A 15,684-nucleotide genomic window follows, 5' to 3' on the forward strand; every position below is an offset into this window, starting at 1 on the left:
TGACGATGGTTTATTGACTGCAGGAAAAGTGGTACACGGTTTGCCTGTCATAAGATCAGAATAAGGCTGTAAAGGGCAAAACTACCGAAAGGTAGCGACGCAAAGTTACCGGTCTAAGGGGCCTCGCCCTATGACAGCGGAACCGCCAGATTCAGCGCCCTTGGCGTGCCGGCTTTCCACTGCTTTGATGGCTTGGTCATGGACCGCACATTTTTCTGATGTTTTTGGTATGTGCCGTCATGACTGAAACTGAGAATTCTTCTTCTTTTCCAACTCTACTTGGTTCGTTCGAAACTTTGCAAGGGCATGGCTTGGCAAGATTTTGCCGACTGGCCACGCTTGCACTGGTCTTGACTTTCTGCGGTGTATCGACGCACGCGACCGATTTCGATCCGAGTCCCTCCGCCCTTGATGGCGCTCCCGAGTTGTTTTTTCCCCGAGCCACTAAGCGGGCCACCTTAGCGAACCAGATCGAAGCAGGTCGCCAACCGATCCAGTTTAATCGAAAGCTGGCGAAGCTTTCGTTGGGGAGCGAAGCGCGCCTGTCCCTGCCCTTGGGCGTCAGTTATGTACTAAATTTCGACAATCGTTTCGATCATCCCAGCGGCAACGTAACCTGGGTGGGCTCACTAGAAGGCTACGGCGATGACTACCGGGCCGTTATCACCTTCGGCGAAGGTGGGGTATCGGGTCGCGTCTACACGCCGGACGGCGAATTCTTAGTCGAAACCGATGCTGATGGTGAATGGCTGATCGATCCCCAGGCCGCTGGTTTGGCCCCGGAGGGACCGGGTTCGAATGATGCGTTAATCCCCCTACCCGAAGAAGTTCATCGGCAGTTATCGCCCGGGAATCCCGGCGCCTCCGCGCGGGATAATGGAGGGGCGATTTCGGGCGGTTCACCAATCAAGGGTGAGTTTCTCTTCCCTTTTGACGGTTTGGACCCGCGCAAAGATCTTGTGGTTACCGCTGCCAATACTACGCCTGTCACCATTGATGTGATGATTCTGTACACGCCCGGCTTGGCTAACCGGTTGGGCAGCGGTCTATCGGCACGGCTCGATCAATTAGTGGCGTTGTCCAATCAAGCTTATCGCGATAGCGGCGTTTATATCGACCTGCGTCTGGTCCACAAACAGCAAGTTGAGTACAGCGACACGACTTCTAACTCGACTGCGCTCGATGCCTTGACGGCCGGAAGCGATCCGGCCTTGGCTGGCGTTGCCAGCCTACGTGATACCTACGGTGCTGATCTGGTTTCACTGGTGCGCCCTTTTAACCAAAGTACCGCTGGCGGTTGTGGCGTCGCTTGGGTGGGCGGTTACGGTGGACAGCCGATATCGTCGTATGCTGGCTATGGTTATTCGGTGGTGAGCGATGGCCGTGATGTGAATGGCTCTGGTTATTATTGTCTGGACCTGAGCTTTGCACACGAGCTTGGCCACAATATGGGCAGTATGCATGATCGCGCTAACGCTGGCGGCGGGTTGGGCGCCTATCCCTACTCTTACGGTTATGGCATCGACGGCACGTTCGGCACAGTGATGAGTTATATCAATCCTCGCCTTGGCAAGTTCTCAAATCCAGCCATTACTTGTGTGGGCGGTATCGCCTGCGGCATCAGTGAAACCATCTCGAATGCGGCAAATAATGCGCTGTCTTTAAACAATACCCGGATGGCGGTAGCGAACTTTCGCGTTGCCCAGCAGACTCCACCACCCTCGGCTTCTTATACCCTGACGGTATCGAAATCCGGCAGCGGCACGGTGACCGGCACCGGCATCGACTGTGGCGGTGACTGCACCGAAAACTACGCCGGCGGAACCAGCGTCACCCTCACCGCCACGGCGGACGTTGGCGCAACATTCGCTGGTTGGTCGGGCGCCTGCACTGGTACCGCTAACTGCACACTCAGCATGACCACGGCCAAGAATGTTACCGCCACCTTCACCACCCTGCCCAAATACACCTTGACGGTGGGTAAATCCGGCAGCGGCACGGTGACCAGCAACCCGGCGGGGATCAATTGTGGCAGTGATTGTAGCGAGCCCTACCTCAACGGCACCGTGGTGACGCTGTCGGCGACCCCGGCCAGCGGCTACACCTTCGGCGGTTGGAGCGGGGCCTGCACCGGCACCGGTAATTGCACCGTGACCATGAGCGCCGCCCGGAGCGTCATCGCCACCTTCAAGGCCATTCCCAAATACACGCTGACGATCTATCGCAGTGGCAGTGGCACGGTGACCAGCAACCCGGCTGGCATCAACTGCGGCAGTGACTGTAGCGAGCCCTATCTCAGCGGCACCACGGTCGCTCTGACCGCCACGCCGGCTACTGGTTACTATTTCAGTGGCTGGAGCGGGGCCTGCACCGGCACCGCTAATTGCACCGTGACCATGAGCGCCGCCCGGAGCGTCACCGCCACCTTTAAACACTGAGCTTGGTCGGTGACTTGTTTAAAAAACCGATACCTTGCTTTTAAAAATGTCGCCTCCGCTCTGGAAATCCCCCAGGCGGGGGCGAGCCTTTTTCTGAAACATGGTTATGATTTTTCGAGCAGGCGCTCACGGATCGATACTTGAATTCGCCCAAAGGAGACACCAACTCACTGGGTAAGCTAAAGACACAGAGGTAAACCATCCATGCGAATGGACAAGCTGACCAGTAAATTCCAACTAGCCCTGAGCGACGCCCAGAGTCTGGCGGTGGGCCGCGATCACCAATTCATCGAACCGGCGCATGTGATGGCGGCTCTGCTCGACCAGGACGGCGGCACGGTGCGACCGCTGCTCGCTCAGGCCGATGTCAACGTCAATCTGCTGCGTTCCCAGCTCGGCGAGGCGCTGGACCGCCTGCCGCGAGTGGAAGGCACCGGCGGCGACGTGCAGATCGCCAATGGCCTGTCGCGCCTGCTGAATCTGACCGATAAGCTGGCCCAGCAGCGCAAGGATGCCTACATCTCGTCCGAACTGTTCGTGCTGGCCGCGCTGGAGGACAAGGGCGAGCTGGGCACGCTGCTGCGCAAGACCGGCGCGACCAAGAGCCTGATCGAGCGCGGCATCGACGCCATGCGCGGCGGTCAGAAGGTCGAGGATCAAAACGCCGAGGATCAACGCCAGGCGTTGGAAAAATACACCATCGACCTGACCGAGCGGGCCGAACAGGGCAAGCTCGATCCGGTGATCGGCCGCGACGACGAAATCCGCCGCACCATTCAGGTATTGGCGCGTCGCACCAAGAACAATCCGGTGCTGATCGGCGAGCCGGGTGTGGGCAAGACCGCCATCGTCGAAGGGCTGGCGCAGCGCATCATCAACGGCGAAGTGCCGGAGGGCTTGAAGAGCAAGCGGGTGCTGGCGCTGGACATGGGTGCGTTGATCGCCGGGGCCAAATTCCGGGGTGAGTTCGAGGAGCGCCTGAAGGCGGTGCTCAAGGATTTGGCCAAGCAAGAAGGCCAGATCATTCTATTCATCGACGAATTGCACACCATGGTCGGCGCCGGCAAGGCCGAGGGCGCAATGGATGCCGGCAACATGCTCAAGCCGGCGCTGGCGCGCGGCGAGCTGCACTGCATCGGCGCCACCACCCTGGACGAGTACCGCAAGTATGTGGAAAAGGATGCGGCGCTGGAGCGGCGCTTTCAGAAGGTGCTGGTCAACGAACCGAGCGTTGAGGACAGCATTGCGATTCTGCGCGGCCTGAAAGAGCGCTACGAGGTTCATCATGGCGTCGATATCACCGACCCGGCCATCGTCGCCGCCGCCACGCTGTCGCATCGCTACATCACCGACCGCAATCTGCCCGACAAGGCCATCGACCTGGTGGATGAAGCGGCCAGTCGCATCCGCATGGAGATCGATTCCAAGCCGGAGGAAATGGATCGGCTCGACCGACGCTTGATCCAACTCAAGATCGAACGCGAGGCGCTAAAGAAGGAAGGCGACGAGGCGTCGAAAAAAGCGTCTGGACCTGCTGGAGCAGGAAATCGCTCGATTGGAGCGCGAGTACAACGACCTGGAAGAAGTCTGGAAAGCGGAGAAACTGGCTTTGCACGGTTCGGCTCAGGTCAAGGAGGAACTGGAACGGGCGAAACTGGATCTGGAGACGGCCCGCCGTGCTGGCGATCTGACGCGGATGTCCGAGTTGAGCTACGGCCGCATCCCGGAACTGGAACGGAAACTGACCGAGGCCAGCGCCGCCGAGCACGATGAATTCAAGCTGCTGCGCAACAAGGTCACGGACGAGGAAATTGCCGAGGTGGTTTCCAAGTGGACCGGTATTCCGGTCTCCAAGATGCTGGAGGGCGAGCGCGACAAGCTGCTGCGGATGGAGGAAGCCATTCAGCGGCGGGTGGTAGGTCAGGGCGAGGCGGTCAAGTCGGTGTGCGACGCCATTCGCCGCTCCCGCGCCGGCCTGTCCGATCCCAATCGGCCCAACGGTTCATTCCTGTTCCTCGGTCCCACCGGGGTGGGTAAGACGGAGCTGTGCAAGGCACTGGCCGAATTCCTGTTCGACACCGAGGAAGCGATGGTGCGGATCGACATGTCGGAGTTCATGGAGAAGCACTCCGTGGCCCGGATGATCGGTGCGCCACCCGGCTACGTCGGCTACGAGGAGGGCGGCTATTTGACCGAGGCGGTGCGACGGCGGCCCTACAGCGTGATCCTGCTGGACGAGGTCGAGAAAGCGCATGCGGATGTATTCAACGTGCTGTTGCAGGTGCTGGATGACGGGCGCCTGACCGACGGGCAGGGCCGCACGGTGGATTTCCGCAACACCGTGATCGTGATGACCTCCAACCTGGGTTCGCAGATGATTCAGGAGATGGCGGCGCAGGACAACTATCCGTTGATGAAGAGCATGGTGATGGCGCAGGTGGCCGATCATTTTCGGCCGGAGTTCATCAATCGCATTGACGAGGTGGTGGTGTTCCATCCGCTGGGTCGCGAACAGATTCGGGCCATCGCCGGTATTCAGATCGGTTATTTGCGTCGGCGGTTGGCCGACCGGCAAATGGGGCTGGAGGTGTCCGTGGCGGCCTTGGACCGCTTGGGCGAAGCCGGTTTTGATCCGGTCTACGGCGCTCGGCCGCTGAAGCGGGCGATCCAGCAGGAATTGGAGAACCCGCTGGCGCGACGGATCTTGGCCGGTGAGTTCGGGCCGGACGATACGGTGGTGGTGGATGTCGGCGGGGAGGGTCTGGATTTCCGCAAACGGATGCCGGATAAACTAGCCAAGTAAAACCTGACCGAAGCGCCTTCCAAGGCGCTTCGGTCTTTTTTGGGTGGCTTATTTTTGATCGATCCTATTGCTTTTATTGGTTATTTTTCATTGGTTGAAAATTTTGAGTTTCATGTCAAGTAAGAATGATCACTAGTAACTTAATTTTGAAGAATTGTTAACGAGCATCTTGTTTATTGCTGAGGAGCTACCTACCCTTAATTTTCGAAAGACCAACCGCGTTGGTATGGAGTGAAGAGAAGTTCCCCATAAATTGAGGTAGGGTCATGGGCTTAACTGTGCGTTGGCTGGTGGCTGTGGCGTTGGTCTTCTTATCGGCTCCCGTCTGGGCGCAGATCCATTACTTCACTCTAATCGATACTGACAACAATACGGCGACGGGCTGTACTGTCACCCTTCCGAACGCTGGGACCGTTACTGGAATCGAACGACGGCTCACGGCAACCATTTCCGAAACCGCCACGCCCCAGGTCATCAGCCTGACCTTGGAAAGCTGCGTTGGGGGGAGTTTCGGTGCCCCGGTTTCTTTGCCCGGTACCCCCTATCCGGTGGGTTTGAACAACGGCGTCGGGGGAGCCGATGTCATCGAACAAGCCGCTCCCGCCGATGCCATTGCTCCCCCCGGTCCTCCGGTGCGTCTTTACTTCGCCGCGCAAGGGTCGACCAGCGATGATTTGCTGGGGGCGAGTGGTGGTTCTCCCATCCTGTTCGGCTTGCGGCCCACTGGAGAATCCGTGGGGATTCCCACCCTGTCGGAATGGGGTTTGCTGGGCCTGATCCTGATCCTGCTGGTTGCGGTGATCCGGCAGCGCTCCCACCTGCCGGCGAGCATGGTGGGAATCTTGCTGGTCGGGATGGTGATGGCGGGCATCGTCTGGGCGGCGGGCTTTCTGCTGGACGGCCAAATCAACGACTGGCAAGGCGTACCGGCGGCCGGTACCGACGCGGGGGGAGACAGCACTTCGAACACGACCGACATTCTCGCGGCCTTCGCCGCGCGCGAGGGTGCGAATGCGTTTTTCCGGATCGATGTCGCCGATGCCCAAACGCCTAATCATGCGCCCAGCTTCACCAAGGGCGCCGATCAGATGGTGCTGGAAGACGCGGGGGCGCAAACGGTGAACGGTTGGGCCACGGTCATCGACGACGGCGACCCCGGCTCAGTACAGAACTTAACCTTTCAGGTCACCAACAACACCAATCCCGGTCTGTTCAGCGCCGGGCCGGCGGTCGATGCCACCACGGGCAATCTCACCTACACCCCGGTGGCCAACGCCAACGGCAACGCCACGATCACCCTGGTGTTGAAGGACGACGGTGGCACCGCCAGCGGCGGCGTGGACACTTCGCCGGCGCAAATCTTCGTCATCACCGTGACGCCGGTCAACGACGCGCCCAGCTTCACCAAAGGGCCGGATCAGACGGTGCTGGAAAACGCCGGCGCGCAGACCGTCAACCCGTGGGCTACCGGCATCAGCGCGGGACCGACGGACGAAGCCGGGCAGACGCTCACCTTCAACCTCACCGGCAACACCAATCCCAGCCTGTTCAGCCCGGGACCGGCGATCTCCCCGACCGGAGTTTTGACCTACACCCCGGCGGCCAACGCCAGCGGCAGCGCGACGATCACCGTGACACTCTCGGACAACGGTTCCAACACCCCGCCCAACATCAACACCAGCACGCCGCAAAGCTTCGCCATCACCGTCACGGCGGTAGACGATCCACCCACGGCAGTGGACGACCCCGCGACGGTGACCGAGGACGCCCCGGCCACCGCCATCGACGTGCTGGCCAACGACACCGATCCCGATGGCGGTCCTATCAGCATTGCCTCCGTCACCCAGCCGGCCAACGGCACGGTGGTTATCACTGGTGGCGGCACGGGCCTTACTTACCAGCCCAACCCCAACTACTGCAACGCCCCGCCCGGCACGACGCTCGACACTTTCACCTACGCCCTGACGCCGGGCGGCTCCTCGGCCACGGTCACCGTCACCGTCACCTGTGTGGACGACCCGCCTGCGGCGGTGGACGACCCCGCCATGGTGGACGAAGACTCCGGAGTCAATACGATCGACGTGTTGGCCAACGATACCGATCCCGACGCCGGTCCCAAGCTCGTCAACTCGGTGACGCAACCGACCAGCGGCACGGTGGCGATCACCAACGGCGGGGCGGATTTGACCTACCAACCCAACGCCAACTACTGCAACAACCCATCCGGCACGACGCTGGACACCTTCACCTACACCCTGACGCCGGGCAGCTCCACGGCGACGGTCTCGGTCACCGTCAACTGCCTGAACGACGCCCCCGTCATCGCGCTGCCCGGCCCGACCGTGGCCTACGACACCATCAGTCCCGTCATCCTGGACGCCACCGCCACCGTCATCGACATCGATTCGCCCAATTTCGACACCGGTGTCCTCACCGCCAATGTCACCACCAACTGCGAAAACAACGACCGCCTCAGCGTGCGCAACGAAGGCACCGACCCCGATCAGATCGGTGTCAGCGGCGCCAACGTGACCTTCAACCCCGGCGCGGGCGCGGTGACCATCGGGACGATCAGCACCGAGTTCGATTGTGGCACCGCGACGTCAACGCTCAGCATCGCCTTGAACGCCAACGCCGACCTCACCGCGACCCAGGCGTTGCTGCGCAACCTCACCTACTTCAGCGCCAGCACCCCGACCGGCACGTCCCGGGTGGTCGAGGTGGTCCTCACCGATGGCGACGGCGGCACCAGCAATACCGCGACGAAGACCGTCAACATCGACGCCGCGCCAGAGGTGCAAAACATCAACCCCGCCAACAACGCGACCGGCGTGCCCATCAACGCCAATGTGCTGATCACCTTTAGCGAAAACGTTAACGCCCCGGCGGCGGCGTTCGCCATTAGCTGCGCCACCAGCGGCAACCACCCCTTCGCCCTCGGCGGTGGCCCGGCCAGCTTCACCCTCGACCCCACCACTGATTTCGCCAATGGCGAAGTGTGCACGGTCACCGTTACCGCGACCCAAATCACCGATCAGGACAACAACGACCCGCCCGACAACATGACGGCGGATTTCACCGCGACGTTTACCACCGTCGACGCCGCCCCGACGGTGCTGGCGAGCAGCACGCCGGCCAGTGCCGCCGTGGTGGCGACCACCCAGACCGTCACGCTCAACTTCAGCGAAGCGGTCAATGTCGTGCCGGCCAACATCGCGCTGACGTGCAACAGCAACCCAGTAACCTTCTCTAGCAGCGCCACGAGCAACGTCACCACCGTCACCCTGACCCCGACCGCCCCGTTGCCGGAAGGCGCGAGCTGTGCGCTAAGCGTGCCGACCAACGCCGCCACCGACGAAGACAGCGTCGACCCGCCGGATGAGCTGGATGCGGCGTTCAACCGCGTGTTCACCGTCGATACCGCCCCGACCTTCGTCAGCAGCAGCCCGGCCAACGGCAACGTCAACGTCAACGTCGGCAGCAACATTGCCGTCAACTTCAGCGAAGCGGTCAATGTCGCCCTCGGCGGCTTGGCTCTCGACTGCGGCGGTGGTGGCCGTGCCTACAGCTTAAGCGGCAACGGCACCAACATTATTATCCTGGACCCCACCGTCAATCTGCCCGGCGGCGTGAGCTGCACGGTCACGATCAGCGGTGGCGGCATCAGCGACATGGACACCGCCGACCCGCCGGACACCATGACCACCAGCCCGAGTTTCAGCTTCACCACGCAATCGCTTGCCGAGGACGACGCCTACAACGTCACCCCGCATCTGACGCTGAACGTCAATACCGGCATCCAGAGCGGCCCGGTCACCGCCAACGACCAACTCGGCGTCGGCAGCATCATCGGCTTCGGCTTCGGTGCTTGCACCGGCACCGCTCCAGGCGCTCAACTCGATGCTGGCGCGGCCAACGGTCGGCTGACGCTGAACGGCGACGGCAGTTTCAGCTACGAACCGCCGGCGGGGGTCGGCAACACCACCAAGACCTTCTGCTACACGGTCAGCGGCGGCGACACCGCCAATATCGTGTTCACGCTGCAAAACACCGAGCTGGTCTGGTTCGTGGATGTGGCTGCGGCAGCGGGTGGCGTCGGCAACCAGGCGCGGCCATTCCAGACGCTGGCGGCGGCGGTCGGCGTTGATACCTCCGACGATACGATCTTCGTCAAGCACAATGCCGGCGGCTACACCTGCGGCATCAGCTTGTTGCCGAACGAAAAGCTGATCGGCGAAGGTTCGGGCAGCAATCTAGCGACACTCTCCGGCGTGATCCCGGTGATCGGCTCGTCCCTGCCTGGTTTGACCAACAACAGCGCCCAATGGCCGACACTGACGGCGGCAGGAGCCGATTGCGTCGCGCTGAGCACCGGCAACACGATCCGGGGTTTCAATTTCGGCAACGTCGGGGCGGGGAATAACGCCATTTTTGGCACCAACTTCGGCACCTTGACGGTCAATGACGCCGCGATAGCGACCAACGGACAGGCGCTCAATCTGAACTTTGGCACGCTCAACAACGCCACCTTTAGCAGCGTCTCGTCGAGTGGTGGGATACAAAACGTGCGCCTGAACAACATCGCCGGGACGGTTGACCTGGGTACCGGCACGCTCACGGGACCCTCGGGCGTGGCCTTCGTAGTGAACGGCGGCACCGCGGCCATCACCTATGGCGGCAGCATCACGACAGGCATACTCATCGACATTCAGAGCCACAGCGTGGGGAACATCACCCTGAGCGGTGCTCTTTCGTCCAACGGTACGGGTACGGCGATCAACATCGCCAACAACACCAGCGGCACGATTGCCTTGAGCAACGCCAGCAAAGTCGTGACCTCGGGAGCCAATCCCGCCGTGATGTTGACTAACAACACCGGTGCCACGATCAACTTTACCGGCGGCGGGCTCGCCATCAGCACCACCGGCGGCAACGGCTTCAGCGCCACCGGCGGCGGCACGGTGAATGTCACGGGCACGGGCAACACGATCGTCAGCACGACAGGCACGGCGCTGAATGTCGCCAATACCACCATTGGTGCGAGTGGCTTGACGTTCCAAAGCATTTCCGCCAATGGCGCGGCCAACGGCATCGTGCTGAACAACACCGGCGCGAGCGGGGGGGTGACCGTTACAGGGAATTCCGCAGGGCTGTGTGGTGGCTCAGTGAGTAGTGGCCCACCTGCCTCAGCGGCCACCACGACCGCTCCGGTCACTGCGGATTGCACGGGCGGGACCATTCAAAGCACCACTGGCCCGGGCATCGTGCTGACCAGCACCAGCAACGTTTCTTTGACCCGCATCCGGGTGATCAACTCCGGCGATGACGGCATTCAAGGCACGAACGTCACCGGTTTTACACTGGCGTCTTCTTTACTCGACGGCAACGGTAACGCACTGAACGAGAACAGTATCGATTTCGGCGACACCAGCAGCATCACGCCTAACGGATTGCACGGCACGGGCAGCATCACGAATTCGACGATTCGAAATGCCTATCACCGCAACGTCGCAATCCGTAACCTTGACGGGGCGGCCCTGACGGCTTTCTCGATCACGGGCAGCCAATTCCGCCAAAACCCGTCGAATGGCGATGCTGACGACAACATTTTGATGGAGGCGTTGGGTACGGCGAATATGGCGCTGAGCGTCACCGGCAGCCATTTTTCCTCGACCGAAGGCGATCATATCCAGACAGCGGGCGTCAACAGCGGCATGCTCAACGTCAATATCACGAGTAACACCTTCACCGGTGGACACTCGACTCCGCTCGGGCAAGGCATCACGATCAGTGCGGCTACCGGTGTCCCCGGTTGGAATGGCCGGATTGATTACGACGTCAATGGCAACCACATCACCGGTTCAGTGACGACCGCAGTCCACGCCAACCTCGGGACTTCCAGCGCGGCGGCGGTCTTTGATGGTTTTGTCCGCAACAATGTCATCGGCTCGTCGGGCGTATCGTTGTCGTGTTCGACTCAGGCCCACGGCGTATACATCGAGGCGCGCGGTAATGGCACGCACAATTCGGCGGTCACCGGCAACACCATCCGCCAATGTTTTGATCGCGGCATCTTCAGCGAGGCGGGAGACGGCGATAGCGTCCTCAACCTGACCGTGCAAAGCAATACGATCGACCAACAAGTGGACGCCGCTGCACGCGAAGCCATTCAGACGAATCACGGCATCACCTCCACAAACGTGTTCGGCAATGTCGATACGAACAATGTCTGCCTGGAGTTGGGAGGGGCAGGGGCACTCGCCAACGTGTTCAGCCATGGTGGAGGCGCACCGGATGATTTCCGATTGCGCAAGCGGCAGGAAGCCACGGTGAGATTGCCGGGTTATGCTGGTGGCATAGACCAAACCGCAGGTTCGTTGGCGCAAGTAGTGTCTTTCATTCAAGGGCAGAACACTGGCAGTGCCGGCGAACCGGGCAGCGCGTCTGCCAGCGGCGCCGGCGGCGGTTACACTGGCGGCGCAGCCTGTACGTTGCCATCGCCATAACAGGGTTGTAGGGCTCGCACAACAACCGGCCGGGCACTGCCCGGTCGCACTACGAAGGAGAAAGAGTGATGGCGGAACCCTTCTTGTCGGAAATACGGATCATGAGCTTCAATTTTGCGCCGAGAGGCTGGGCCTTATGCAATGGCCAACTCTTGCCCATCAACCAGAATCAGGGCCTATTCTCGCTGCTGGGAACGACCTTCGGTGGCGATGGGCGGGTGAACTTCGCGCTGCCGAATTTGCAGGGCCGGGCGCCGATCCATGTCGGCGGCGGTCACACGCTCGGCGAGCGCGGTGGCGAACAAGCCCACACCCTCTCGATTGCCGAGATTCCTACCCATACCCACGTCTTATCGGGTTCGCCGTCGAACGCGAACGTCGCGCCTGCCGTCGGCAATGTCCTGGCCACCGCCAACAACGTTTACAGCATCCCGTCAAACTTGACGGCGCTCGGTCCAAGTTCGATCGCCAGTGTTGGCGGTTCGCAGGCCCATCTCAACATGCAGCCCTTCCTGACCTTGAATTTCTCGATTGCCCTGCAAGGCATTTTTCCCAGCCCGACCTAAAGGAGTACGGCTATGGCACAACCTTATGTCGGTGAGATCAGGATGTTCGCCGGAAATTTCGCGCCGGCGGGCTGGATGTTCTGCGAAGGCCAGCATCTGTCAATTTCCGAGAACGAGACGCTGTTCAACTTGATCGGCACGACTTATGGCGGCAATGGGCAGGATACTTTCGCCCTGCCGGATTTGCGCGGCCGCTTGCCTTTGCACATGGGTAACGGCTTTATCTTGGCGGAAACAGGCGGGGTGGAAGAGGTCACGCTGACGGTCAGCCAGATTCCGGCTCATAGCCACTCCTTGCTGGCGTCCACCTCGGCTGGAACCAACACAAGTCCGGTTATCAACGTCTTGGCCGAGTCGGTGGTGATTAATCCCTACATTGAAGATCAGGCCAACAGCAATATGAATCCGGATGCGGTGTCGGCGGTCGGCGGTAGCCAGCCACACACCAATTTTCAGCCCTATCTCTGTATCAATTTCATCATTTCACTGTTCGGGATTTTCCCGTCGCCCACTTAGGAGGAAAGAGATGGCTGACCCATTCGTCGCCGAAATCCGAATTTTCCCCTTCAATTTCGCTCCCAAGGGCTGGGCTTGGTGCGACGGGCAACTCATGCCCTTGTCGCAGAACACAGCGCTGTTTTCGCTCCTGGGCACGACCTATGGCGGTAATGGCAAGAGCAACTTCGCCTTGCCGGATTTACAGGGTCGGGCGCCAATGCACCCCGGCCAGGGACCGGGACTGTCGCTGCACGATCTTGGCGAGACGGGCGGGAGCGAGACGGTAACTTTGCTTGAGAGCGAAATCCCGTCCCATAGCCATACCCCGCGGGCCTCTTCCGACGATGGCGACCTGAAGGCTCCAACAAACACCCGCGTGTTAGCGCGGTCCACCAACGGTTTTTTGTACCAAAACTCAGACGCAGGCATACAGCCAATGTCCGCTCAAGCCTTAACCTCCGCCGGTGGCGACCAACCGCACAACAACATGCAGCCCTACCTGACCTTCTACTTCTGTATCGCGCTGCAAGGCGTATTTCCACCTCGAACCTAAGATCTCTCTCATTCGGAACGCTGCGATGCAACGACGCGGATTCATAAAAAACACAATGGTTTTTGCCGGGATGGCATTGGGCGGCTGGATACCGGCGGGGATGGCCGCGCGCCCAGCGGCCAAGGCGCCGCTGGTTCCGCTCGGCGAAGGATTTAGCTACGACAAACTCAAGGCCTATATCGGCGAGACCTTCCAAGTCTACGGCGGTCCGGGCCTGCGCATCGTCGTCAACCTGAAGCTAGTCGGTGTGGACCGTCCGCGCCGCGGCAAGGAAACCGAGCAGTTCGTGGCGCGCTTTCAGGGTCTTGGCAACGACCTTCTCGAAGGAGGGGTTTATCAGTTCCAGCATTCCGCCGCCGGGGAATTCCGGTTGCTGATCGCGCCCACTATCTCCGATGGCCAAAGCCAATATTACCGGGCTGATTTCAATTTACTGCGTTGATGCCGCAATCGCCGCTCCACCTCAGGCCCATCCATTCCGAAGACCGCGAATTTCTCTTTCGCGTCTATGCCGGCACCCGCGCCGAGGAACTCGCCCTCACCGATTGGGACGATACGCAAAAACAGGCGTTTCTCACCCAGCAGTTCGAGGCGCAGCACCACCATTACCAGACTCATTATCAAGGCGCCCGATTCGATCTTATCTTGCTGGATGACCAGCCCGTCGGCCGGCTGTACGTTGCGCGCTGGCGGGAAGAGATCCGCATCATGGACATCGCGTTGCTGCCCGACTATCGCAATCGAGGCATCGGTAGCGGACTGTTGCGCGATTTGCTGGAAGAAGCTGCCGTAACAGGTAAACGTCTGACCATTCACGTCGAGCGGTACAATCCCGCCCTGCGGCTGTATCGACGAGTGGGATTCGAGCCGGTCGGCGAAACCGGCGTTTATCTCTTGTTGGCGGTGGAATCGTTGCCCGACCAAGCAGCCGAGCCGCTCAGGTGAAAATCGCCTCGTAGCGCATCGTCTGGCCTGCTGGACCGAGCGGAACCAGAAAAATTCCAAGCTCGCCCATCACGGCATTCCGCAATGGGTAAATAGCTTGCGGTAGCAGCGGCGTCAGCGGACCGGAAAACAACAGCGAATAGGGTTGCCGCCGGTCACCGCTTTCGGCGCCCAGCGGGGTGACGGAGGTCAGTTGCAAGTCGAGTTGCTCTTTCGGTCCGGAGTGGGTTTGGAAAATCTGTCCCAGACATGCAGACCAATCGTTTACGGTAAGGGTATCCAGCATGGTTTGTTCCCTACGATGACGAGGCGGTACGAATCTTCAAGTTTATAGCAGGCGGTCCGCTTGCCGTGGCCGAGGACACGAGCCAGGAGCGCTTCGATCTCCGTGGCCGGGAGTTTCGCTTGAATCAAGCAGCACACACAGATGAAGGTTCCGTGCGGATTGATCCGGTGGGGAGTTATAACCGAATCTGGTGTACAGGCGGGTTGAAGGAAGGGGCATACCCTGCTGAAACGAGATGGACGAGATCAGGTTTCAGCATGAACGAAGAGGTACGCCATGAATGAAAATAGCGCGAGGTGGTTGGGAACGCCAGGGTCGATCCAGGATTCGCTGACCGAGTTGTTGCGGCGAGGCGCCCGAGGGTTGATTGAGAAGGCGGTGGAAGCCGAATTGCAGGGGCTGCTGGATCAGTATGAAAACGTGACCGATTGGGGAGGACGCCAAGCGGTGGTCAGAAACGGTCACTTGCCCGAGCGGGAGATCCTCACCGGGCTGGGACCGGTGCCGGTGCGAATTCCCAAAGTCCGCGACCGCTCCGGGAGCGGGATCAAGTTCAACTCGGCGCTGGTGCCGCCCTATGTCCGGAAAGCCCAACGAGTGGAAGCGGCGCTGCCGTGGCTGTACTTGCGTGGGATTTCAACCGGGGACATGCGGGAGGCCCTGTCGGTTTTGCTGGGCGACGAGGCCCAGGGTTTGTCGCCGGCGGTGGTGAGCCGGCTCAAGGCGGAATGGTCGGAGGCCTATGCCGCTTGGAACCGTCGCGACCTGAGCGGGGAACACTCCGTTTACGTGTGGGCGGATGGCCTCTATTCGGCGCTGCGCGGCGAGGACGAATCCGCCACCGCGCGACTCGCACCAAGAACTGCGTATCCCAAAACACCTTAGGATCTGTTTAGAAATAACCCGGTCAAGTTTTATCCGGGGTTTCGGGTGAGATGGTGTAATTCCATTCCCCGTGGAAGGGGGCTTTTTGAAGATGGACGTGACTCATCTGGTCGCCGCTGATCTTGATCCCGGTGGGATAGGTGTGCTGATCCAATCGCGCTGTGTACGGTCAAGCCGGTGCGGGTGTGGGTGGCCCCGATCAAC

Annotated in this window: 9 protein-coding genes, 2 pseudogenes and 1 riboswitch; of the genes and pseudogenes, 9 read left to right on the forward strand and 2 right to left on the reverse strand. The window is 60.5% G+C overall.

Features of this window, described 5'->3' with window-relative positions:
• Nucleotides 1–64: 64 nt before the first annotated feature.
• A riboswitch (cyclic di-GMP riboswitch) is annotated at nt 65–150 on the forward strand.
• 89 nt (nt 151–239) lie between these two features.
• The 8 genes and pseudogenes from E4P82_RS12365 (at nt 240) to E4P82_RS12400 (ending at nt 14,309) form a co-directional block, all read left to right on the forward strand.
• A complete protein-coding gene (locus tag E4P82_RS12365; protein ID WP_169249179.1) occupies nt 240–2,438 on the forward strand; it encodes an InlB B-repeat-containing protein in 2,199 nt (732 codons plus the stop codon).
• A 210-nt stretch (nt 2,439–2,648) separates the two neighbouring features.
• A pseudogene (gene clpB / locus E4P82_RS12370) lies at nt 2,649–5,241 on the forward strand (ATP-dependent chaperone ClpB).
• Between the two features lie 266 nt (nt 5,242–5,507).
• Nucleotides 5,508–11,747: an Ig-like domain-containing protein gene (locus E4P82_RS12375; RefSeq protein ID WP_169249180.1), complete on the forward strand. Its 6,240-nt coding sequence runs from the start codon at nt 5,508–5,510 to the stop codon at nt 11,745–11,747.
• Between the two features lie 68 nt (nt 11,748–11,815).
• Nucleotides 11,816–12,313, forward strand: a complete 498-nt coding sequence (locus E4P82_RS12380; RefSeq protein WP_169249181.1) for a phage tail protein — start codon at nt 11,816–11,818, stop codon at nt 12,311–12,313.
• A gap of 12 nt (nt 12,314–12,325) precedes the next feature.
• Nucleotides 12,326–12,829 (forward strand): phage tail protein, encoded by a 504-nt coding sequence (locus E4P82_RS12385; protein ID WP_169249182.1) that lies wholly within the window; start codon nt 12,326–12,328, stop codon nt 12,827–12,829.
• Nucleotides 12,830–12,839: 10 nt separating this feature from the next.
• A complete protein-coding gene (locus tag E4P82_RS12390; protein ID WP_169249183.1) occupies nt 12,840–13,364 on the forward strand; it encodes a phage tail protein in 525 nt (174 codons plus the stop codon).
• Nucleotides 13,365–13,464: 100 nt separating this feature from the next.
• Nucleotides 13,465–13,806, forward strand: coding sequence for a DUF6916 family protein (locus tag E4P82_RS12395; RefSeq protein ID WP_169249184.1), 342 nt, complete (start codon nt 13,465–13,467; stop codon nt 13,804–13,806).
• Nucleotides 13,806–14,309: a GNAT family N-acetyltransferase gene (locus tag E4P82_RS12400; protein WP_169249185.1), complete on the forward strand. Its 504-nt coding sequence runs from the start codon at nt 13,806–13,808 to the stop codon at nt 14,307–14,309. The genes E4P82_RS12395 and E4P82_RS12400 overlap by 1 nt, the downstream gene beginning before the upstream one ends.
• Here E4P82_RS12400 and E4P82_RS12405 read toward each other — a convergent pair.
• Nucleotides 14,302–14,595 carry a DUF6916 family protein gene (locus E4P82_RS12405; protein ID WP_169249186.1) on the reverse strand — a complete coding sequence of 98 codons (294 nt, stop codon included), beginning with the start codon at nt 14,593–14,595 and terminating at the stop codon, nt 14,302–14,304. The genes E4P82_RS12400 and E4P82_RS12405 overlap by 8 nt on opposite strands.
• A 276-nt stretch (nt 14,596–14,871) precedes the next feature.
• Between E4P82_RS12405 and E4P82_RS12410 the strand changes: the two are divergent.
• Nucleotides 14,872–15,429 (forward strand): annotated as a pseudogene (locus E4P82_RS12410) (transposase); the annotation flags it as partial.
• 73 nt (nt 15,430–15,502) lie between these two features.
• On the opposite strand, the gene E4P82_RS12415 reads toward E4P82_RS12410, so the two are convergent.
• Entirely contained in the window at nt 15,503–15,634 is a 132-nt protein-coding gene (locus tag E4P82_RS12415; RefSeq protein ID WP_420887105.1) for an ISAzo13-like element transposase-related protein, read from the reverse strand.
• Between the last annotated feature and the right edge of the window lie 50 nt (nt 15,635–15,684).

The organism is Candidatus Competibacter phosphatis (genome assembly GCF_012939995.1).
GTDB classification, from domain to species: Bacteria; Pseudomonadota; Gammaproteobacteria; order Competibacterales; family Competibacteraceae; genus Competibacter; species Competibacter phosphatis.